The organism is Paenibacillus sp. CAA11, from assembly GCF_003060825.1.
Taxonomy (GTDB): domain Bacteria; phylum Bacillota; class Bacilli; order Paenibacillales; family Paenibacillaceae; genus Fontibacillus.
The window spans coordinates 2,444,108-2,465,900 of the sequence record NZ_CP028922.1 but is presented as its reverse complement, the minus strand read 5'-3'; the positions used below and the strand labels follow the sequence as shown (position 1 = coordinate 2,465,900).

The 21,793-nt window shown below is 41.6% G+C and carries 23 protein-coding genes and 2 pseudogenes; 7 read left to right on the top strand and 18 right to left on the bottom strand.

The genetic code is table 11. The features are described 5' to 3' along the window. Positions 1 to 186: 186 nt before the first annotated feature. The 4 genes from DCC85_RS11370 to DCC85_RS11355 form a co-directional block, all read right to left on the bottom strand. Positions 187 to 723, bottom strand: a complete 537-nt coding sequence (locus DCC85_RS11370) for a GNAT family N-acetyltransferase (protein WP_108465690.1) — start codon at positions 721 to 723, stop codon at positions 187 to 189. 75 nt (positions 724 to 798) lie between these two features. Continuing rightward, positions 799 to 1,608: an ABC transporter ATP-binding protein gene (locus DCC85_RS11365; protein ID WP_108465689.1), complete on the bottom strand. Its 810-nt coding sequence runs from the start codon at positions 1,606 to 1,608 to the stop codon at positions 799 to 801. A 37-nt stretch (positions 1,609 to 1,645) separates the two neighbouring features. Then, positions 1,646 to 2,692, bottom strand: a complete 1,047-nt coding sequence (locus DCC85_RS11360) for a FecCD family ABC transporter permease (protein WP_108465688.1) — start codon at positions 2,690 to 2,692, stop codon at positions 1,646 to 1,648. Further along, positions 2,693 to 3,700 carry a FecCD family ABC transporter permease gene (locus tag DCC85_RS11355; protein ID WP_108465687.1) on the bottom strand — a complete coding sequence of 336 codons (1,008 nt, stop codon included), beginning with the start codon at positions 3,698 to 3,700 and terminating at the stop codon, positions 2,693 to 2,695. Positions 3,701 to 3,881: 181 nt separating this feature from the next. Between DCC85_RS11355 and DCC85_RS11350 the strand changes: the two genes are divergently transcribed. The 6 genes from DCC85_RS11350 (at position 3,882) to DCC85_RS11325 (ending at position 11,148) form a co-directional block, all read left to right on the top strand. Continuing rightward, on the top strand, positions 3,882 to 4,877 hold the full coding sequence (locus DCC85_RS11350) for an ABC transporter substrate-binding protein (RefSeq protein WP_442789487.1): 996 nt from the start codon (positions 3,882 to 3,884) through the stop codon (positions 4,875 to 4,877). Positions 4,878 to 5,272: 395 nt separating this feature from the next. Further along, positions 5,273 to 7,492, top strand: coding sequence for an MMPL family transporter (locus DCC85_RS11345; protein ID WP_108465686.1), 2,220 nt, complete (start codon positions 5,273 to 5,275; stop codon positions 7,490 to 7,492). 318 nt (positions 7,493 to 7,810) lie between these two features. After that, on the top strand, positions 7,811 to 8,152 hold the full coding sequence (locus tag DCC85_RS11340) for an Asp23/Gls24 family envelope stress response protein (RefSeq protein WP_108465685.1): 342 nt from the start codon (positions 7,811 to 7,813) through the stop codon (positions 8,150 to 8,152). 179 nt (positions 8,153 to 8,331) lie between these two features. Then, positions 8,332 to 9,549: a sensor histidine kinase gene (locus tag DCC85_RS11335; RefSeq protein ID WP_108465684.1), complete on the top strand. Its 1,218-nt coding sequence runs from the start codon at positions 8,332 to 8,334 to the stop codon at positions 9,547 to 9,549. Next, entirely contained in the window at positions 9,546 to 10,199 is a 654-nt protein-coding gene (locus DCC85_RS11330) for a response regulator (protein ID WP_108465683.1), read from the top strand. The genes DCC85_RS11335 and DCC85_RS11330 overlap by 4 nt, the downstream gene beginning before the upstream one ends. 109 nt (positions 10,200 to 10,308) lie before the next feature. Then, a complete protein-coding gene (locus tag DCC85_RS11325; RefSeq protein ID WP_108465682.1) occupies positions 10,309 to 11,148 on the top strand; it encodes a DegV family protein in 840 nt (279 codons plus the stop codon). A gap of 681 nt (positions 11,149 to 11,829) precedes the next feature. On the opposite strand, the pseudogene DCC85_RS11320 reads toward DCC85_RS11325, so the two are convergent. The 9 genes and pseudogenes from DCC85_RS11320 to DCC85_RS11295 form a co-directional block, all read right to left on the bottom strand. Beyond that, positions 11,830 to 12,075: pseudogene (locus tag DCC85_RS11320) on the bottom strand (MerR family transcriptional regulator); the annotation flags it as partial. 252 nt (positions 12,076 to 12,327) lie between these two features. Then, on the bottom strand, positions 12,328 to 12,657 hold the full coding sequence (locus DCC85_RS11315; RefSeq protein ID WP_108465681.1) for a hypothetical protein: 330 nt from the start codon (positions 12,655 to 12,657) through the stop codon (positions 12,328 to 12,330). A 315-nt stretch (positions 12,658 to 12,972) separates the two neighbouring features. After that, the gene (locus DCC85_RS11310; RefSeq protein ID WP_108465680.1) at positions 12,973 to 13,158 is read right to left on the bottom strand and encodes a hypothetical protein; all 186 of its coding nucleotides are present in this window, start codon (positions 13,156 to 13,158) and stop codon (positions 12,973 to 12,975) included. A 123-nt stretch (positions 13,159 to 13,281) separates the two neighbouring features. Further along, on the bottom strand, positions 13,282 to 13,434 hold the full coding sequence (locus tag DCC85_RS23165; protein ID WP_199909912.1) for a hypothetical protein: 153 nt from the start codon (positions 13,432 to 13,434) through the stop codon (positions 13,282 to 13,284). Positions 13,435 to 13,438: 4 nt separating this feature from the next. Next, complete coding sequence (locus DCC85_RS22965; protein ID WP_159081853.1) at positions 13,439 to 13,615, bottom strand: hypothetical protein; 177 nt, start codon at positions 13,613 to 13,615, stop codon at positions 13,439 to 13,441. A gap of 35 nt (positions 13,616 to 13,650) precedes the next feature. Then, entirely contained in the window at positions 13,651 to 13,854 is a 204-nt protein-coding gene (locus tag DCC85_RS23405) for a hypothetical protein (RefSeq protein ID WP_234414143.1), read from the bottom strand. Position 13,855: 1 nt separating this feature from the next. Continuing rightward, positions 13,856 to 13,987, bottom strand: coding sequence for a hypothetical protein (locus DCC85_RS23590; RefSeq protein WP_267896062.1), 132 nt, complete (start codon positions 13,985 to 13,987; stop codon positions 13,856 to 13,858). 312 nt (positions 13,988 to 14,299) lie between these two features. Next, positions 14,300 to 14,632 (bottom strand): chaperone CsaA, encoded by a 333-nt coding sequence (csaA, locus tag DCC85_RS11300; RefSeq protein ID WP_108465679.1) that lies wholly within the window; start codon positions 14,630 to 14,632, stop codon positions 14,300 to 14,302. Between the two features lie 45 nt (positions 14,633 to 14,677). Then, positions 14,678 to 15,505: a DMT family transporter gene (locus tag DCC85_RS11295; protein WP_234414142.1), complete on the bottom strand. Its 828-nt coding sequence runs from the start codon at positions 15,503 to 15,505 to the stop codon at positions 14,678 to 14,680. Between the two features lie 242 nt (positions 15,506 to 15,747). On the opposite strand from DCC85_RS11295, the gene DCC85_RS11290 reads away from it, so the two are divergent. Beyond that, entirely contained in the window at positions 15,748 to 16,641 is an 894-nt protein-coding gene (locus DCC85_RS11290) for an AraC family transcriptional regulator (RefSeq protein WP_108465677.1), read from the top strand. A 1,017-nt stretch (positions 16,642 to 17,658) separates the two neighbouring features. Here DCC85_RS11290 and DCC85_RS11285 read toward each other — a convergent pair. The 5 genes and pseudogenes from DCC85_RS11285 to DCC85_RS11265 form a co-directional block, all read right to left on the bottom strand. Then, on the bottom strand, positions 17,659 to 18,672 hold the full coding sequence (locus DCC85_RS11285) for a phosphotransferase enzyme family protein (RefSeq protein WP_108465676.1): 1,014 nt from the start codon (positions 18,670 to 18,672) through the stop codon (positions 17,659 to 17,661). 134 nt (positions 18,673 to 18,806) lie between these two features. Continuing rightward, positions 18,807 to 19,037 (bottom strand): annotated as a pseudogene (locus DCC85_RS11280) (IS1595 family transposase); the annotation flags it as partial. A 302-nt stretch (positions 19,038 to 19,339) separates the two neighbouring features. Beyond that, positions 19,340 to 20,074 (bottom strand): ABC transporter permease, encoded by a 735-nt coding sequence (locus DCC85_RS11275; RefSeq protein ID WP_108465675.1) that lies wholly within the window; start codon positions 20,072 to 20,074, stop codon positions 19,340 to 19,342. 9 nt (positions 20,075 to 20,083) lie between these two features. Continuing rightward, a complete protein-coding gene (locus tag DCC85_RS11270) occupies positions 20,084 to 20,821 on the bottom strand; it encodes an ABC transporter permease (protein WP_108465674.1) in 738 nt (245 codons plus the stop codon). Beyond that, a complete protein-coding gene (locus DCC85_RS11265) occupies positions 20,814 to 21,737 on the bottom strand; it encodes an ABC transporter ATP-binding protein (protein ID WP_108465673.1) in 924 nt (307 codons plus the stop codon). Before DCC85_RS11265 ends, DCC85_RS11270 begins: the two co-directional genes overlap by 8 nt. Positions 21,738 to 21,793: the final 56 nt, after the last annotated feature.

Genomic DNA, 21,793 nt, shown 5'->3' with positions numbered 1-21,793 from the left:
CTGCTATTGACAAACCAATGCATATAAGCCGGTCGTTTGAAACAAAAATGCACCCCGCGGTAGTTCACTAACTACAGCGGGGTGCATTTTACGTTTATAGCATTATAGAGGGTACCGTATGGAAAATATGAATTTATAACGCTTAAGAAAATCCAGGATGAAAAGATACCTTTATGTAATAATTTTTTATTTTTCATGATTCAGTTTAAATTCTTCTCTTGTCATTCCATAGCAAATACCATCATAATACAGCCCTTTAGTGAAAATGATATTTCTTAGTTGCCCTTCTTTCATAAAACCTAATTTTTCATGTAATCGCATGGAGGGAGTATTGAAAGAATAGACAGTCGTATTTACTTTTTGATAGGCAAGCTCCAAGAAGAAGAAACGAAGAACCATCAAAATCATGGATTTAGCATACCCTTTGCCTCTGTATGGTTCAAATACAGCCAAATAATAATCGAAGGTACCGTTTTTCCGATCACAATCAAAGGTTTCAATTATACCCACAATATTATTATCTCTATCAACTGCAATAAAACGGAATTCATCTTCTTCCAATTGTTCTTCTACCCATTCTCTCATTTTTTCAGATGAACGAGGAAAATGAAGCGAGTCCATGTTGCGCAGAATTTCATCATCTAATGATTCAAATATAACAATATCGTCAGGTTGACTTGCTCTTAATATTAGGTCTTGCCCTGTCCAATAAGTAATAGCCATTTTAACTTCCCCTCCGGTTTGATCTAAAGTCTCGGCGTTGTAAATTCGCTTTTTCCTGATGGTACCGTAGAACAGTTATACATTCAACTTTTGTGAAAGCTTACGTCCTTTGCCGAAGGGAACACACAAAGGCGTGCCGAAGAGGGGGTCAGCAGCAACCTTGCACTCCATCCGGAATACATCGCGAATCAGCTGTTCATTTACAATGTCTTCAGGTGCACCGCTACCATAGATAGCACCTTCTTTGACGGCAATAATATGATGGGCATAGCGGCAGGCCAGATTAATATCATGCAGAACCATGACAATGGTTCGCTTTTCCACTTCGTTCAACTCAAAAAGCAAATCGAGAATTTCAACTTGATGGGTCATATCCAAATAAGTGGTCGGTTCATCCAAGAGGATGAAAGGGGTATCCTGAGCTAATGTCATCGCAATCCAAGCCCGCTGCCGCTGTCCACCTGATAAAGAGTCCAGAGACCGATGCGAGAATTCGTTCATTCGGGTGACTTCAAGTGCTTTATTAACCATAAGTTCATCTTTCTTCGTCCACTGCTGAAGCCAGCTCTGATAAGGATATCGACCTTGCTTGACAAGCTGATGAACGGTAAGTCCTTCTGGCGCTATCGGACCTTGCGGAAGGATGGCAAGCTTTCTAGCGAGTTCTTTGCTCGGGAGTTTAAATATTTCTTCACCATCCAGGATAATACTTCCCTTTTGTGGCTTTAGAAGCCGGGCTAGGGAACGAAGCAGCGTGGATTTTCCGCAGCCATTGCTGCCTATTAATACGGTAATTTGACCGGATGGGATGGTTAAGTCCAAATTCGAGAAAATCTGCTTCTGCCCATAGGCGAGCCCTAGGTTCTTTACCTCAATTACAGACACACGACCCACTTCCTTTGTTTGCAAAATAATAATGCGATCAAGCCGCTTTGCGGCTCTGGTAGAGCAGATAGATGAAGAATGGAGCTCCGATGGCTGCCGTGAATACGCCAGCCGGGATATCAAGGGGTAGGAAGGTAGTTCTGGCCACTAAATCAGAGAGCAGCAGAATTAGTGAACCGATAAGTGCAGACACTGGAATGACTCCCCCAAAAGCAGGGCCTACTAATTTCCGGGCAATGTGAGGAGCCATAAGACCAATGAAATTAATGGCCCCTCCAATGGAAACAGCTGCCCCGGCAAGTGCAACACTCATCATTAATAGAATAGTCCGCTTGCGCATAACAGAACTACCGACACTTTCAGCGATGTCATCGCCAAGCTCTTGTACATTCAAATGTCTTGCATAGAACAGCGCCACAGGAAGTAGGACTAGGATCCAAGGAAGCAATGTCGTTACATCCCGATCCCACGATACCCCGTATATGCTTCCAGTCATAAAAGTAAATGCCTTAACCGCAACTGCTGTCGGTGTGAATGAGGCTGTTAGAATCAGCATGTAAGTTACTGCCGTCAGGGCAGTAGCCATGCCTATGCCGATCAGTACAAGCCGAAGTGGCGTAACGCCTCCTCGGTAAGCGAGAATATAGATGAGCAGAGCTGCACCAAATGCCCCAGCAATGGAACTAAGAGGCATATAACGAATACTCACTTCAGAGAAATAGATAATGAATACAACGGTACCGAGAGAAGCACCACCGGTTATACCAATCATATCAGGAGAAGTGAGCGGATTACGCACAACTCCCTGAAGAATGGCTCCGGATACAGCAAGGGCAGCACCTACCAAAATAGCGATCAGGATACGAGGCATGCGCAGCGAGAAAATGATCATAGAATCCACCGAATCACCGATACCCAGCATAGAACGGACCACATTGTCCGGACGAATGTACTGGCTGCCAAGACCGACACATAGGATAGCTACAATAACATTAACAATGGCTAATAGTGTGATGACCCAAAGGGTCCTTCTACTAATCTGAAATGAGTATTTGCGGCCCCTAAAGGAATACCAATGGTTCATCTAACGGCGGCCTCCTTTTCGTGCAATGTATACAAAGAAGGGAACTCCTAATATGGCGGTCATGATACCGACAGGCACCTCTTTGGGAAAAGCGATATAACGTGAACCAATATCAGCTGCCAAAAGAAGATCGGCTCCCAGTATAGCGCAGTAGGGAATCACCCACCGATAGTCGGTTCCCACAAGAAAGCGTGCCACATGCGGAATAATAATCCCTATGAAGGCGATGGGGCCAGCCATCGAAACCGAACCTCCTGCAAGCAAGATAATGACGAGGCCGACGGCCAGTTTGATATATATTGTTTTTTGTCCCAAGCCTGAAGCAATGTCTTCACCTAAAGCCAGTACGTTCATATGTCTGGCTAGTACCACAGCTCCCATCAGTGCTAGGGTCATATAAGGGAAGGCAGCATTGAAAATGCCAAGATCCCGTCCCGAGACGGAGCCGACGAACCAGTACAGCACCTGATCAAAGGTCTGCCCACCGGTCAATAATATGCCGAGAGAAAGGGAAGAGAAAAAAGAAGTCAAGGCGGCCCCGGCTAAAGTTATTTTAATGGGTGTTAAACCGTCTGTACCGATTGAACCTAGTATGTATACTAAAATAGCTGTGCATGCGGCGCCTAAGAAAGCTAATCCAGCGAATGTGGATAGACTCCCAGCACTAAAATAAGCAGAACCTACTACAATAAAAAAGGCGGCGCCGGAATTAATGCCAAGAATACTGGGAGAAGCTAGTGGGTTGCGGGTCAGGCCCTGCATAAGGGCGCCAGCAACAGCTAGACTCGCGCCTACAATGGCAGCAATTAAAGCTCGAGGGATACGCGCTGTCTTGATAATAAGCTGTTCTTGACTTCCATCAAAATGGTTCAGCGCGCTGAGGATGGTTTGCCAGCTGATGTTCGTCACTCCAAATGCAATACTACAGACCATGCCTGCAGCGAGAAGCAGCGTAGCGATCAAAAGGGCAAAAATTTTCTGATTTCGTGTAGATAATAGAATATCCATAGCTTCCCTTTCCTTTTAAGTTTCAATAAATTATCACTAAGTAGATATTTTAAATATGGAGTATTTCCTTGTCAATGAATATGATAATCATTTTCAATTATATTGACACTTTACAATTTACTTGGTATAGTTTCGCTTGTATCGAATTGAGAATCATTTTCATTTACTAGGAGGAGAACACGTGACAGCCATTTTTAAACGTAAAATCATCGGGACAGCGACAACCTTGCTGCTTGTCTTTGCAGTATTGATTACAGGTTGCGGGCAAACCGGGAATTCAGCATCTAAGGAGAATGTCAGCTCGAAGGATAGCTCACAAGCTCAGGGAGAGGTGCGTATAGTTAAGCATGCTATGGGTGATGATACCAAGATTTCGGGAACCCCACAGCGCGTAGTTGTCCTAACGAACGAAGGGACGGAAGCTCTTCTGGCATTGGGGATCAAGCCCGTAGGCGCCGTGAAATCCTGGACTGGTGACCCTTGGTATCCTCATATTAAGGATCAAATGGAAGGCGTTACTGTGGTAGGGGATGAAAGTCAGCCTAATATTGAACTGATTGCAAGTCTCAAACCAGATCTGATTATTGGCAATAAGCTGCGGCAGGAGAAAATTTATGATCAGTTGAAAGCTATTGCTCCAACCGTATTCTCTGAAACACTCCGTGGAGAATGGCAGTCTAACTTTAAACTGTACGCTGAAGCTGTGGGCAAAACAGCGGAGGGAGACAAGATTATTGCGGAGTACGATGCACGAACTGCAGATTTCAAGGCTAAAGCGGGAGATAAACTGAAACAGAAGGTTTCAGTTGTTCGTTTCATGGCTGGCAAGACGCGTATCTACCTGGATGACACCTTTACAGGCGTAGCCTTCTCCAAATTAGGCATCACACGTCCGGACAACCAGAAATATTCCGATACCTTTGTGGAGGAAATTACAAAAGAACGGCTTCCCGAAGTAGATGCAGACATGCTATTTTACTTTACATATGATACTGGGGACGGCAAAGGAAATGAAATGGAGAAAGAAATGCTGAATGATCCGCTCTGGAAAAGCCTTAATGTGGTAAAAAATAACAAAGCTATTCGTGTAGATGATGCCATCTGGAACACAGCTGGCGGAGTCATAGCAGCAAATCTGATGTTAGATGAACTATATAAAATCTACGATATTAAATAACTGTTGATTCAGTAGATTCAAGAATCGCAAAGGCTGGGAACTTAATACGAATCAACTCATTCTTGAATGTGGAATCTTTTTAGAGAGGATTTAGATTAGGGAATTTATGAAAAAGGAGCTGTTGTCTCACGACAACGGCTCCTTTTTCACTTACTTGACTTACTTAGTCACTAATAAGTCCACTGCCACTTACAATTTTGTTTCCGATATTTTCAATTATTAAGTCATAAGTTCCGGACATACCGGAGGAGAGATACTCTTCCGTATGTTTTTTTATATGTTATTTCCCAAAAGTACATGGACTATCTTCCCTTTTGGACAATGTTTTTTTTCTGCCCAAATCGTAAAATAAATTCAAGTATAGAGAGAAAATTCGGATAGCGGGAGGAAATGGAATGGCCAAGTACTTGTATCGGCTAGCACACTGGTCGGCGAGAAATGCAAAGAAGGTAATTATCGGAGGGGTAGGGATATTGTTGGTATTGGCAGTGCTGGTATTAGCAATGGGACCGGCATTCAGTGGAGACATGTCAATGCCGGGGCTTAAATCCCAAAAAGCGATTGAACTGCTGAACAAGGAATTCGCGAATCCGCAAGGAGGAGAAGGAGGACAGACCCGTATGGTCATCAAGGCTCCGGAACAGGAGACATTGTCCTCGGAAGCTTCTCAGGCCTTCATTCAGAAATCTTTGAAAGAGATTGCGGAAGACACACAAGTGAAGTCCGTTGTGGGTCCTTATGAGAACCAGTCGCTGAGTGCAGACAAGACCATAGCGTATATAGACGTAACATATAAAACACCAGCAAGTGAGGTGAATGATAAATCCAGAGAACATATAACGGCTGTGGCTGAATCTATGCGCCTCTCAGGTTGGCAGGCTGAATTGTCCGGCGAAGCATTCGTACAAATGAAGATTATGGGGCCATCGGAAGTCATTGGTGTTGTTATCGCCTTTGTGGTGTTAGCCATTACGTTCAGTTCGTTTCTGTTGGGTGTCCTGCCGATTGTCACTGCCGTAGTGGGGCTGGGGATCGGACTGCTGGGAATGATGATAGGCTCCAATATGGTAGATATTCAATCTGTAGCACTTTCGCTTGCAGCCATGCTGGGACTGGCAGTTGGAATAGACTATGCGCTCTTTATCATCTCCAGATTCCGTCAGCAGCTGGCGGAAGGGTATGAGCGGTCTGAATCGATTGCCATCGCTAACGCAACAGCAGGGAGTTCGGTTGTTTTTGCGGCCGCAACAGTTATTATCGGTCTCGCTGGTCTTGCCGTGGCTCAAATCCCATTTCTCACTGCAATGGGGTTGTCTGGAGCATTTGTTGTATTTGTCTCCATGCTAACCTCTATCATCATGATACCGGCGGTGTTGGCGGCTTTAGGAGAGCGTATCACCGCGAGCAGCGGCAACAGATGGCTGAAGCCGCGCAAGAGAGCGAACCATGAGAGCAACCGTTGGGGTCGCTTCGTGACCCGTAAGCCTATGATAATAACCATCGCAGGCGTGATTCTACTGAGCACGATAGCCCTGCCGTTTCTTCACATAGAGCTTGGCTTGCCCGATGATGGCCAAAAGCCAACTCAAAAGACAGAACGCCGTGCCTACGATCTGCTGTCTGAAGGATATGGCCCTGGTTTCCATAGTCCGCTTGTGGTTCTGGCACGGGCTGACGGTGAAGGAAAATTTCTAGAGAATGTATCCAATGTAGTGAAAGAGATCGGGGCATTGCCTAATGTAGGAAGTTTGTCTCCGGCCATTCCAGGACCATCTGGAAAACTGGCGTTGATCAATATTACCCCTGCGACCGGGCCTCATGACATTAAAACCTCAGAGCTTGTACATTCGATCAGGGATCAGGCACCAGAGATTTTGAAAAAGAATCATGTAGAACTGATGGTCACGGGAACTGCCGCAGTCAATATAGATATTTCCCAAAAGCTGAACGAGGCGCTCCCTAAATTTTGTCTGGTTATTGTCGGATTGGCTTTTGTTCTCCTGATGATGGTGTTCCGCTCCCTACTTGTACCGCTTAAAGCCGTGCTTGGCTTTATGCTGTCCCTTGCGGCAACGCTCGGATTTTCGGTGTTTGTTATTCAGGATGGGCATATGGGCAGCCTGTTTGGCTTCTATGGAACGGGGACGGTGTTGAACTTTCTGCCGATTATCGTTGTGGGTATCCTGTTCGGTCTTGCAATGGACTATGAGGTATTCCTTGTAAGCCGGATGCGCGAGGAATTCAAGCACACCGGAGATGCGAAACAGGCGGTGCTTGCCGGAATGGGGCACAGCGGTAGTGTGGTAACTGCAGCGGGCCTCATTATGATCTCTGTTTTTACGGGTTTTATGCTAGCTGAAGATCCGATCATCAAATCGATGGGTTTTGCGCTTGCGTTCGGCATTCTGTTCGATGCCTTTGTGGTCAGAATGTTGATTGTTCCTGCGGCCATGACACTGATGGGGAAATCGGCTTGGTATCTGCCGAAGTGGCTGGACCGAATACTTCCGAACCTGGATATTGAAGGGGATGCCGTAATGACGGAGATGAAACACCCAAGCGGTAGGAAGGACAAACTGGACCACTTGCAATTGTCTCCGGAACAGCAGCTCTGAATATAGTGATGCGATTCTAAGATGGAAGTCCTGTTTGACGCCTTCGGACAGAAGCCGGAAACAGTAAAAAAGAACACGCAGGCTGGGTAGACCCGGTTTCTTGTGTGTTTTTTTTCTAGACGATGACAAAGGCATACTCACTTCCCTTTCGTACATAAGGTACATACCCTTACGTACGATTTTTTTATGCCTTCAGAACGTTATAATGAAAAAGTATACAAACATTGAGGTCAAGGGGATCTATATGTCACTTCTTCAACAAGGATAGGGTTATTAAAGACCTTTTCGAACGAAGTCCTAAAAACAGGAGGGTGTTAAATGAAAACAATGCATGAAAATGTAAAGGGCAGTATTAATATATCACATCGGGCGATTGCGAAAATTGCTAGTTCGGTCATCCAAACGATTCGTGAAGTGACGGCACTCGTAGATGGGAGGAATAAACGAACCGACAAAAAAAAGTTCTATAAGGCTGTTGGAATACGTATCGAAGAATCTGGACTCTTGATTGACTTGCATACGGTTGTACTTCTGGGCACCCCACTCCATCTTCTGATGAAAATACTCCAGATGAATGTGAAACAGGAAGTAGAAAGATTGACAGGGCTGGTTGTGACAAAAGTAAATATTGATATTGTTGAAGTCACATCGGTAATCTAATGAGAGATTGAATGGGCTGCGAACTTTCCTTGGCACCGATTGCGGCTGCTGCTCATTCCGTTGATCTTGTTTCAATTGTGTTATGTTCCTGAGACAGCTTAGACAGGATTGTAAAATAGCCTCAAAAATGGTTGTCATACCATTTTGCCATGGACAAGTTTGAGGAAGGTTGTGTAATAATGAATAAATTTAGCACATTCTATAAAAATAGAATAGACCAGCTTGAAAGTGTTGAAGAAATGCTTGTCTCACGGCTTCCTATTCTGCTATGGTTGCAAATGGTATATATAGCGACGATGATTCTACAGAATGTTAAAGAACTGCTTTTCTTACCCAGTGTTTTCTTCACAATTATCTATTTACTTCATATCCTGATACACTGGAATTCATATCGCTTAACTCGTGCTAGGTCATGGTTGTATTTCCTGATTCAAGGATTGCTGATCCTGACCTGCGCATTGCTTCTGCCTGAAGGTTCTCCCGCTGTTCTGATTGGATTGTTGCCTATATTAATCGGACAAAGTTTAGGGCTTTATTATCAAAAAACAAAAATCATGCTTGTGTTTCTCTACTGTGTGTTTATGTTTTCCTATGCTCAGATCTATTTGGGGAAAATGCCTGATTTGCTACTGCTGATCCCCTTATTCATATTAATGTTAATTGTAGTTATAGCGTACGCCTTGCTTTTCTTTCAACAAGTTCATGCCCGCTTGCGTACACAAGCTTTTCTGAAAGATCTGGAAGATGCGCACCGCAAGGTGGAGGAGCTAACCCTGGCAAATGAACGGCAGCGTATAGCTCGCGATCTCCATGATACGCTGGCTCAGGGGGTAGCGGGTTTTATTATGCAGCTTGAGGCGGCAGATGAATTCATCTCACAAGGTAATATCCAAAGGTCACAGGAAATTATCCAGCAGTCCATGAGTCAAGCGAGAAGGACGCTCTCTGAAGCTCGGCGGGCAATTGATAATCTTCGGTCGAAATCTGCCTCCGATGTGGATTTTTTTGAGTCACTTACTGATGAGATTCAGCGTTTTTTCCTAGCAACGGGAATTAACGTTTATCCTACAATCCAAATGTCTAGCCGTTTGTCTAGAATGCTGATGGAGCATACTCTGCAAATCGTTAGTGAATGCCTGACTAATGTGGCCAAGCACGCTAAAGCTGACAAAGTATGGATTACAGTTACTGAACAAAACGGCCGCGTGCGTATTGAAATTAAGGACAATGGAATAGGCTTTGATACGGCGTTAATTGGTACAAAAACTGGCCATTATGGCATACTGGGTATTTATGAACGTGCAAGGTTGATAGGAGGGCAGGTTCAAATCTTTAGCTTATCCAACGGCACACGGATTACACTAGAGGCCCCAATTGATGAAGGAGATAAACTATGAGTGTTATAAAGGTATTAATTGTTGATGATCATCAACTTGTTCGTGATGGCTTGAAACTCATTATCGAGACCAACAAACGCTTTGTTATCATTGGTGAAGCAGAAAATGGGAAGGTAGGGCTGGATCTCATTGATGAAATGAAGCCTGATGTGATTCTGTTGGATCTGAATATGCCAGTAATGAGCGGAATGGAAGTTATGGAAGTATTAAGTAATAATCAATGTGACATTCCTGTCATCATATTAACGACTTATAATGAAGATGATTTAATGGTCAATGCTCTTGCACTTGGTGCTAAAGGATATCTGTTGAAAGATACCAGTCGTACCCATCTGTTCCGCACTATCGAATCGGCAGTATTGGGAGAAACGCTATTACAGGCAGATATGCTTCCCAAAGTATTAGCGGCCAAAGAGCGCAATAAGTTATCAAAACCTAAAGAAGCGGAGTTCTCCGTTTTAACAGACAAAGAGAAGATTATCCTGCAGTTTGTGGCGCGCGGATATAAAAGCAAAGAGATCGCATTTGATATGGGGGTCACTGAACGGACAGTCAAAGCACATTTAACAAGCATCTATACTAAACTTGGAGTGGAGTCAAGATCCCAAGCCGTCGCAACAGCCATGGAACGCGGAATTATTCATATCTGATATATCGATAAACCGAACATACGGAGGAAGAGGTTTAAATGAGAAGTTTCCTGATTAATCTGATAAGAGATAGAAACGTCTTGTAGGTACAATTTATGGAGGTGTTCTAATGCCTATAAAAATTATTACGGATAGTGGTTCTGACTTGCCTCTTGATGTTGTTGAGAAGTTCGATGTTGATATAGTGCCTCTACCAGTTCATTTTGGACACGAAGTGATGCCAGAAGGTATGGATACGCAGAATTTTTATTCAAAGATGCGGGAATCCAAAGATCTGCCAAAGACAGCCAGCCCCAGCCCGCAGGTATTTCTGAACAAATTTCTCGAAGTGGAAGCAGGTACAGATATTCTGGTCATCTGTATGTCAAGCAATATAAGCAGCACCTATCATACTGCAATATTAGCTAAGGAAATGTATGAAGAAGAAGGTCATCAAAATGCAATTGAAATTATCGATTCCAGAAATTTCTCTGGCGGTTTGGCTCTTATTGTTTACATGGCGGCGAAATGGTCACTTACCTGCTCAAGTCTGAAGGAGCTCAAACAAATGGTTCTGAATAAAATCAAATCTGTAAACGCCTACTTCACACTCACTACGTTGGAGAATGTAATTAAGGGAGGACGGCTAAAACGGCTGCCAGGTGCAGTAGCTTCTGTATTAAACATCAAACTGCTGTTAAAGATCAGTGCCGAAGGTACTGTTGAGGTTGTAGAGAAAACTCGAGGGACCTCCAAGGCAATTAACCATCTATTGGCGAAGCTAGAGGACAAGGAGCATGATTACGAAAAAGCCATAGTTGCTATTGTGCATAGTAACTGCGAGCAACTAGCACTTCAGATTAAGAAACTTATTCTGGATAAGTATCCCTTTAAAGAGGTATTGCTATCCTGCATGGGGCCTGTAATGGGGACTTATGCGGGTGAAGGTGGAATTGGCATAGCTTTTTAGTCCGTCTACGATCAAGGATAGTAAAAAAGGACAGTGTGCTGTTTAGGGCCGCTGTCTTTACTTAAATTTGAAGTTTTTGTCCTTTGCTGAGTACTTAATTATCGATGTTGTTATGTTATAAATGAAGGGGACTTTGGTGGGAGTGCGACAATATTAATTATAAAGAGAAGAGGAAGTAGACTTCAATATAAAGGAAATTCTTACTTGTCTATATAATTATGGCCGCATTGTCATTGGCTAGTGAAAATTTGAATTTTTCCTGTCAATCGCATTAGAGAAATGTTCATGATGGAATTCCTAAGTAAATAAAGTAAGTGTATAACTAAACATTTGAAGCTTAATATGGTTGAATAACCAACTGAACAGTTGCAATTGAAGCAATAGTGGTCGCTTCAACGGATAAAAAAATTTAACACTTAAAGAGTGTTTAGTGACATTGATTCTATATACTTCTTCACAAAACTCGTATTTTGTACATATGTATATTAAACAAGGCAACCCCTTCGTAACTATCATTGATTTCTATGGTTTGAGATCCTTGTTAATGCTCAACGGAGATCTTAACACGTTATGGTCACTGTTTTATTATCTGTCCTCTTGTAGTTTATCTAGGTCCTCTAGATTTTTGAAAAAATTGATTTTGAGATCGATTTTCTTCAGCGTCTTTTCAAGTTCCTTCATTTAATTGATAACTTTCCGGCGATAAGCTTCCATAAATTCTTGTCGTGCTGTTGTTGTTGAGACCTCACTATTATGTAAGACGATAAACTGCTGCATCTCCCGAATCGGCATCCCCATCGCTCGAAAGTAACTTAAAACTTGAAACCATGCGACATCGGGCTCTGAAAACAGACGATATCCATTTTCATTCCGTTCTATACCGTCAACTAACCCAATTTGCTCATAGTATCGCAATGTGTGAATGCTTAATCCCGTCTCTCAGAAGAAATACGGGCGTATCCAACCACTCTCTTCATTTTCACGTTACCCATGTCCAGTCCTCCTTTTTTGTAAACACTATACGACCTAGATTAAGGAAATTACAATTCCTTTTATCCTTCCTACAGCTCTTTTACCGTGATCGTGGTAAAACAAATTTATTTTGAATTTTGCCATCCTACTGCTTCAATCACAAAAAGGGAACGAACAAGCTTCATCACCTGTTTGTCCCCCCCTCTGTTAGCGTTCGTATTCCTTCCTTGCATGATCTTTCCTTGCGCGCTCAAGTATTTCATTCAGCCGATCTAATGACCCATCATTTTTACTTTTGTTTATTTCTAGCAACCTGCTACTCTCTCTTACAAGGCTCACCAAGTTCACTTCAATTCTCGTAATGCCTTCCTCAATGGCTCGGATGATAGTAGGGTTCGGCTTTTTCTTCTGTTGCTCTTGATTTATCCGGTTCATCATGCGTCGTATGCGTTTCTCTGATAACTTGAACCTATTCTCTACTTGCGTTGTCGGGTCAGTTGATACCTGAGCGAACAGCTCCTGCTCTTCCTCAGTCAATGTATCTAGCCATATCGTTTACAGTCCATGCTTCAAGGCATTTTTGTTCCCTTTCAGTTTGTTAGGGTTTTTCGCTCCAGTGGATTTTCCTCCAGGAAACCTGCAACCCATTTGTTAGAGCAGCTTTCTTACAAGGTTCGCCGCTTCTCGTCTTAGCTCCACACAGCTTTTTCTCCATCCTTACACCGCCTAACCATATATCATGGGGTTCGTTTCCTTTGCCCCAGGGGGATGAATCCACTCCCAGCCGTGCATAACCTCATGCTATATTTTCAAGTCTTGTTTCATCACTGTTCGACATCTAACGACATTATTTCAGTTCCTCGTAGCTGCTTCTTGCTGTGCCTTTACTTTCCTGAATGCTTCAAACTCTTCACGCAGTCCTGCTGCATTGATGTAATCTATATAGTCATCTAGCAGGTACGCGTTGAGTAACATCATGTCATTTGCTGCGCGTAGTTCTTCCCATAAGAACCTTTCGTACTCTGTCATCTCGTCCATCTTTGTTATACCCTCCTGTAACCATGAAGTTTGGTTTATATCGTGTTTCAGTGTTCGGGGGCTAGAATATACGGTACAAGTTATCCGCAACACGTCTCTGCACCCTTCTCGTTGGTGATCGTATTACTGCATTACTTCCTTTGCTTTACGTTCCCAATACTTCTGCCTATATCCCTTTACCTTCTGTTTGTTCTCTGGCTTCTGCCGCCACTTCCTTTTGTACTCCCGTTCATGCTTGCGGCGTGCTTCCAGTGCTTCGTGGCTTAATTGTGTCATATAACTAATCCTCCACTATTTCAATTACTTCGTCTTCGTCCACTATCTCAATGACAAACTCATCTTCTGCCTTTACTCCGGTTATTTCGTAACCATTCAGATAATGAGGCTCCCTTGTGCCGTATTTCCGCCTAAGGTATTTTGCCATTGGTTCAAGTTCTCTAGGTAGCTTTCTATTCAACTCCGTTCCCCTCCAATTCTGCCAGCCTCGCCATCTCATAGACTAAAAGCTGTTCCGTTTCCTGCACTCGTTCTTCTCACCGCTTCTTTCTTCGCTTCCTCCAGTTCCTTACGCTGGCGGGTTAATACAGTTTGGTTGTGCTGTACAGTTCCCCGCAGCGCATATGCTTCACGCTGTAAATCTTCAATGTAACGAATTGCTTCTTGTTTTTCATGCCTGTCTTTCTGATCCCCTAACATTTCAAACCGTCCAGCTTGATCTATGCCGAATTTCTGCTCCTACCTGTGCATCTGTGCGCCCCGATAGTTCCAACTCTACCGCCTTCTCCCGCAAGTCCCTTGCCTGTTGCCAATAACCCCGAATCTCATCCATAAGCTGTTCATAGTCTGCTTGTGCCTGGGCAATCGAACGAACCGTTTCTTCTGCCGTTTCCTCTACTACTGCCGCCTCTACTACCTATTCACGTTTTGCCATTGTCTGTTCATCTCCTTAGTGTTTTCTGCATGCAAAAAAGGCTCACTCCATCTTAAACAAGTGGAATAAGCCTTCTAAGTGTTTGGTCAAGTTTATATTTTCAAAGTTGTTAAGTGTCTTAGGTACTACTTACTTTTTACAGTTTACGACCTACTTAATAAAAAGTAAACCCAGTTTATAAATCTTACTCTCAATAATAGAAACGATCTATCACCCTATCGGTGTACCATCAGGTAGTTTAAAATCAGGCTTCAATAGAACGACATCACCCTTCTCTGGTATTCCCCCAAGAACTAATACCTCTGAATTAAACCCTGCTATACGGCGTGGGGGAAAATTGACTACCCCTATTACTTGTTGTCCTATAATATCTTCAGCTGTATATCTTTTTGTTATTTGTGCACTAGACGTTTTTATTCCGATTTCTTGTCCAAAATCAATTTCAAGTTTGATAGCAGGTACTTTTGCTTTTGCGAAAAACTCAGCCTTAATAATTGTTCCAACACGAATATCCAGTTCCAAAAAATCATCAATTGTTGCCATTTAAAAATTCACCCCATCTATTGTTTTTTCTTAATTACACACTAATCAATTAGATTTATAATTAGCAACTGAGTGGTTTAAGGATTGTAACCAAAAATACATACCCATGCTCAGTAATGTCATCAATCCACCTGCTGATTGAAATATAGAGATTGTTTCTCCCAAGAATAGATAGGCGAGAATTATTGCTAACACAGGCTCTCCAATAATACCTACAGAAACAGTAGTTGCACCTATCGATTTTAACAACAGGTTAAAAATATATTGTCCAAAGATAGTTGGGATTACTGCAAGTAAAAAGAAATATGTCCAATCAGAGGAGTCATATTCTACCAAAGTGATATTATTTAACAAACTGTATATTAGCATGACGCTCCCACCAATAAAGAAGACAATAACACTGTATAAATTTGCGTGAATTTTGCGACTTACTTTCTGTCCAGCTAACATATAAGCTGAAACCAAAATTGTTCCTAATAAGGATAATCCATCTCCTATTAACGCCTCTCTCGAAACCCCGATGTCTCCCCAAGCTATAATTACTGAACCTAGAAGAGCACCTAACAAACAAAGAATTGTCAATATGTTGGTTCGTTCTCTAAACATAAAATATGAACCAATCATTACAAATAAAGGTTGTAACGATAAGATAACCATGGAGCTCGCAACTGAGGTATATACTAAAGATTCCATCCAACATAAGAAATATAATCCGAGAAATAGACCAGCTAAAAAAACAGTGCTCCAATCTTTTTTGTTGATCTCTGAGGATCGGAGAGTTTTCCAAGGTATAAAAGGAAGCATAATGATTACTGATATATACAATCTGTACATCCCCGCCACAGAGGTTGGAGTATCTGAGGACTTTATCATGATGGATGAGATAGAAACAGACAGTATACTGATGAAAAGCAAAATATACGGATGAAACGATAACGACGATCGATTTATTTTCACACATGTACGCCCCCAAGATGTTTTATCCAATCGTCTGTGCACAGGATTGTAATGATAAACCGAAGATTTGATATAATAATATCACCATTTTTATTTTATTTGTGTAACTATATCTTTAATTTATATAGAAATATCGTCACGGAAAAGGAGCCACACAAATGAAAAAACAATTGCACGAGTCCATTGTATATCCTGATGTTTCATTTCCGTACATCATGTACACCCATACTATTCATAAAAGTATTCCGGAAGGTAGAGGATTTAATGATTTACATTGGCACGAAGAACTACAAATTACTTTGGTTACTAAGGGAAAGCTAGCTATACAAGTTAATGGGATGGATTATGAACTAGAAACAGGACAGGCTATTTTAATTAATAAAGGGATTCTTCATGTTACTACGCACCTTACACATCAAGGTCAGTATGTCAGCTTTAATTTTCCAGAGAAGCTGCTAGCCTTCTACACAGATAGTGCCATGGAAAAAAATTATGTACTACCCTATACAAATTCTTCTTTGGTGTCACTTGTAATCAAGGGCGAGCTGGAGTGGGAAAACGAAGTGCTAGCTATGCTTTGGGAAATGAAAAAGAAATTTGATATGAAAAAAAGCTGGGGATGGGAATATGAGGTTTCAATCAAAACGGTACAACTTTGGTTTACCTTAATTTCTAAAATCCCACTCATTTCTGAGGAAACTCCTAAACACTTAAAATTGCAGCAAGAAAGACTACAATTAATGCTTAGCTTCATCCATCAGAATTACTCTAATAATATCACGCTGCAAGAAATTGCTGATGTGGCACATCTGAGTGTTTCGGAATGCACTCGAAGTTTTAAGAAAAAAATTCATATGACACCTTACGACTACTTAATTAAGTACCGTATCAAAAAAAGTAGTGAATTGTTACTGTCAACAGATTATACAATTACAGAAATTGCGCACAAAGTAGGCTTCAATCATGTTAACCATTTCATTCAATCATTTAAGAAATATTATGAACGAACACCCAAAGATTATCGAAATTTTAGAAATGAAGCCAATGATTAAAAAATAAGCCACTAGGGCAGCGGGAAACGCTAGGTTCAATAAAGCAGAGGCGAACAAAAGCCTATGTTCTATTCTTTGTTCGCCGGATTACTTACTATCGTCTTAATCTGCTGATATAGCTACTATCCAAAACAATTTCTTTTCTAATGGTGATCGTGTGTACCATCACTTGTGATACGGTTCACCGTAACGTATCAAAACACAAAGTACAGTTTGACCCCATAAAATATAAAAAGCCACTCCTGACAATGGAGTAGCTCAAGCAGACTTGAACTCCCCTGCTTGTTAATAAATGCAGTTGAATGCTTATCTAATCGATAATCGGCTCATATTCTTGTCCTTTTCGGCATCGGTACAAGTTCTTGTCCTTGGCTTGGGACAAGAACTTGTACCGATAAAATAAAAAAGCCGCTAAAATAGCGACTTCAATAGGAATATGTTCTTGTCCCTCGACAACTGACGCTTGAGCAAACTCCCCTTTTTTAAACATAAATATCTGGTCAAATATATTTACATTTTTAATTTGAGATTTATACTCAATAAGAATTTTAGAAAGCTTATCAGCAACCGGAATTACAACACCTTGTTTATGAATTGAAGCGAGACAGTATTGCCATTGACGTACACATCATTATTCTTTTTGCTCCATATGTGTGTACAGAATCTACTAGCAATCTTATATTTATCGTTGTCTGATAATGGGATAACGTCCCTTCAAGGTAATCCTTCACCGTTTGGAGCTTAAGCTCAGCACTATAACTCGATTATGAACACAGCTCTCCAAACCTTCAAAACCATACACCATATACCGGCGTTGCCATCCCGTATTAATACTGTATTTTTGGCCGACAGCATTTAAGCCAGCTCTCTCATGTTCAGTTTCTTCTAGAATAGCGAGTTTCTCCAAAGCCGAATATAGTCTTCTAAACAAAAGGCTTTGTTAAATTTGATTGTTGATTTTATCTTAAATAATAATCAACCGCCTCTTCTGTGGTCGATTATTTAACTGTTCGGATTTTAGAGGGTTTCCTTTCGAAATAACGGTAATAGCAACCCTTCTAGATGACTTTTATTATGCTCCAACCAGTTATCTCGTTCAATTAGTTGATTCGCAATGTAGGCAAAAGCAGTAGAGTTGTCCTTACCTGCTCCGTATTGTCCTATATATATGTGTAGGACAGCAATATGGTACAAACGGGTCAATGTGCGTAGTTGCAGCAATTCCTCAGATGAGCAGGTCCGAAACACAGCATACCCTTCAATAAAAGCTGCCGCCATTTCAAGTGATCCGCCAGACATCTGAAGAACATGATTAAGGCTTATCACGAATTCCAAAAAAGAGATATCGACCGCAAGGAAATCAAAATCCAAGACCCCCGTAATACAGCGGTCTACAGATAATAAGTTGAAGACCAATAAGTCGTGATGGACCAGTTGTCGGGGCAAAGACAATAGAGCTTCACGATTTGTCTCAACAGAAATCAGTGCTTCGTAATAAAAATGTTTCTGCTCGTCTGTAACTGGAAAAGGCGGTCGTTTCCAGAAAGAAGCTACATTTTCTGCACTAGCAAGAGGATGTAGCCGATACAGGTCAGTAAATTGGATTCCATCGTAATTTATATCCTTCGGTCTTTTATATTCACTCAGTCTCGCACTGACTTCACCGACAACGCGACCAAATAAGTATGCATCATCTGGAGTTTGAAGCGGTGGAGGTGTTCCCTGAATATAAGATACGAGAGCACCCATTGTCCCGTCTAATAACTTAACATACAAGTCTCCATTCTGCGTTGGCAGAAACGACGGGATACTAAACGAAAGAGCCGAGCGTAGCAGAAATGATGTCACTTCCATTTCTAAGTGTAAACTTTCTGCGGACTTAGTATAACGGTCATAATGACGAGCTACGTATTTTTGGTCGTTTACCGTTACGAAACAGGTTGTATTCGTTAACCCGAAGGGAACAGGTTCAGTATTTACAGTATCTAGAGGAAAGTAATGTTCGATAATTGATTGCAATGCATTTGTCATTAAAGTACCCCCCTATTCCAAAAAAGCCAACATTTTGTGTATTGGACATATTCTACGCGCATGCTAAGGCTAACCGTAAGCTATCTTTCTAAGTGTTGCGTTCGTCTCCCTAACGGAAAGCAAACACGATGTTACCAACATATTCTTCTTGTTCGACGTTGTGTTCTCATACTCCTTGCTGTCGAGATAGCGGAACCACGCAAAGTAATGCTCCAGGTACTTTGTTGCCACACCATTGAAACGGTCCATCCCCTTTTTTAGACGGCTATGGTAGCTGACGTTCTGGATATGGTAAACGCCTTTCAAGCGCTGTTTCCCATGGACTTGAAGCGGTAATGCGCCAATCCCTTAAATAAAAGGTAGCTTTAAACTACCCCCAAATTTGCTTTTGATAAATTGTGTCACAACTCATAAGGATGTTTATGAATAAAATCGCTGTCGAAGAATCCGGAGACTTCAAACACCTCGGACGTACCATTGCGGAAAATATTGCTCAGAAGATCATACGGCCTGCCGTCCCCCCTCCCAATTTACAAACCTTTTGGCTCTTTCAGTATAAAAATCACAAGTAGGATATATGCTAATATTCCACCTTTTTTTCATTGAATATTTACCTTTCTCTCATTGTTCATCTACTCTGCGCCTAAGCGTCTAGCCCTTCAATATTTCATTTTCTTCCACGATGTATTAGCCCTTTTAGTATTAAGGCAGAAAGGCAACCACATAGCAACAAGATTGCAATACTTCCCATCCGATTTTCAATGGTAGTTTCATAGTAGCCGGAAAGACCAAATACCGCTGTAATGGGATAGAAGGTTTTTAGGGTATTAGACATACTCATAAATATTCCGGCAAAAGAATATATCTCAGTTAATACTAACGCAAGCCAATAGCTCTTCTTCATATTCGATACCAATGCAATAATGGGAGAGATGGCAAGGAATACACCTAAACCGTTGAGAAAATATGTTTTCAGAAAACTTAAACTCATTCCCAACGATAAATCGGAAAAATGTAAAATAGATTCGGCTAAAAATGCTATAACAAAGAGCAGCAAGTAAATGAGTATGCTGAATGCGAAAGTAATAATCATTTTTGAAGCGGTTAATTTTGCTTCATTTATGGGAATAAGCCGCAGGGATTTTATAGTGTCCTCCTGTTCTTCACGACAAATCATATAACTGCCCAAAAGGGAAATGACCGCAGGAAGAACAAATAAAGTTGCCCATGGTTGAATAACAGTCATATACCAACCTGCACTGTCTATATCTCGGATGCCATCATGCACAACTCCGCCCGCTATAAAAACAATGATTGCAATTAAAACTGTTGCAAAAACTGTAATCCAAATAATCTTTGAACGGCGAAGCTTTTGAAGTTCCGCCCAAAGTAATTTTTGCATTATCACACCTCACTTCCTTCTACCCAATGCGATGTTTGCAAGTAATACTGCAACAATACCCCAACAGCAAATGCAAAAAATTGCTAAGGGAATGTTAATTGCCTGTGTAAGTACAATGCCCGGAATATCTCTATTTCGTAAAATTATTACTGCCATACTGGATAACGGGTGCAAATACATATTTACCGAAATTGTAAAAAAGCCGAGAAAGATATAAACCAATGCTATACAAATCGGAAGAATATATCCTTTTTGGGATGAAGCTACTGCCAAAATCGGTAACATGGCAAAAGCAGTAATAAAACCAATCTCTAAACATTTTTTCAGCAAATATAAAACGCTCCCCCATTCAAATGCGACACATCCGGGAAGTACACTGAACAGAACGGAAACAACGGCTGTAATCAGCATGAAACAAATGGAGTAAATTAAAACCACAAAAAATTTACTGAAAAAGTATCCCATTTTGCTGATAGGCACTATCCAAAGTTGTTTGAGCATATCATACTGATTTTCGTCATACATAAGTATGGTACAAAGCATTCCTATAATAAAAGGCAAGATAATCCAAAGCGTAAAACCGAATGCAGACCATTTATAAAACTGTATGGGGTCAACACCTGTTCTCTCAAAATACTTGAAATATAATAGTGCGAAAAACGGCATAATGAGGGCAGCCAACAACATTAGCCAGACAAGTTTTCTTCGGCGCAGTTTAAGAAATTCTGTTTGAATAAGTCTAAGCAATCCCTTCTCCTCCTGTAATTTTTTTGAAATAGTCCTCTAAGGTATCATGACAAAGTTGAGAACTAACAACGGCGACATCCTCTACCACAAGGGCCTTGTTGATGGCTGCCACATCCAGAGAAGTGTCATAAAGCCGCAGCGAATGCTCGCCCTGTACCTCATAGTCCTTCACACCAAACTGCCGCTCCAAAAGCAAAGAGGCTTTGGGAACATCCGAAACCTGAAGCTGGATATACTTCCTGTTTTTCTTTTCCAGTTCGCTCATGCTGATTTCTTCTAAAAGAACGCCATGATCGATGATTCCAATATCATCAGCCAATAATGAGATTTCTGAAAGAATATGACTGGAAATAAGAATTGTCTTTCCTTGCGTGGCGCTCAAATTCTTTATAAAATCTCTTACTTCTGTAATGCCGATAGGGTCTAGACCATTTGTAGGTTCGTCTAAAATAAGCAGTTCTGGATCATGCAAAATAGCGTTCGCAATACCAAGACGCTGCTTCATCCCAAGGGAATACTTACTAACCAACTTTTTGTCTTTATAAGGTAAACCTACCACTTTCAAAGCGTTTTCCACTGCATGTGGGGCAGCAGTACCACGCAGCTTCGCAAAAATCTCCAAGTTCTCCGTTCCCGTTAAATTTGGATAAAATCCTGGTGTCTCGATAATAGCACCGATACGAGGATATACTCGTTTCTCCCGGCCTTTGATATTCTTTCCGAATACATCTACCTCGCCAGAAGTGATCGGAGTTAAGCCTAAAATCATTTTCATAATAGTGGTTTTCCCGGCTCCGTTTCGCCCTAACAGACCGTAAATCCGGCCTTTTTTTACATGGAGGTTGACTGTGCTAACTGCTGTCTGATCACCGTAGATTTTGGTCAGTTGTTTCGTTTCAATCACAAAATCATTCATATAAAATTTCCTCACTCTCAATTAATTTGCTTTTGTAATGTCATAACCAAGTAGAA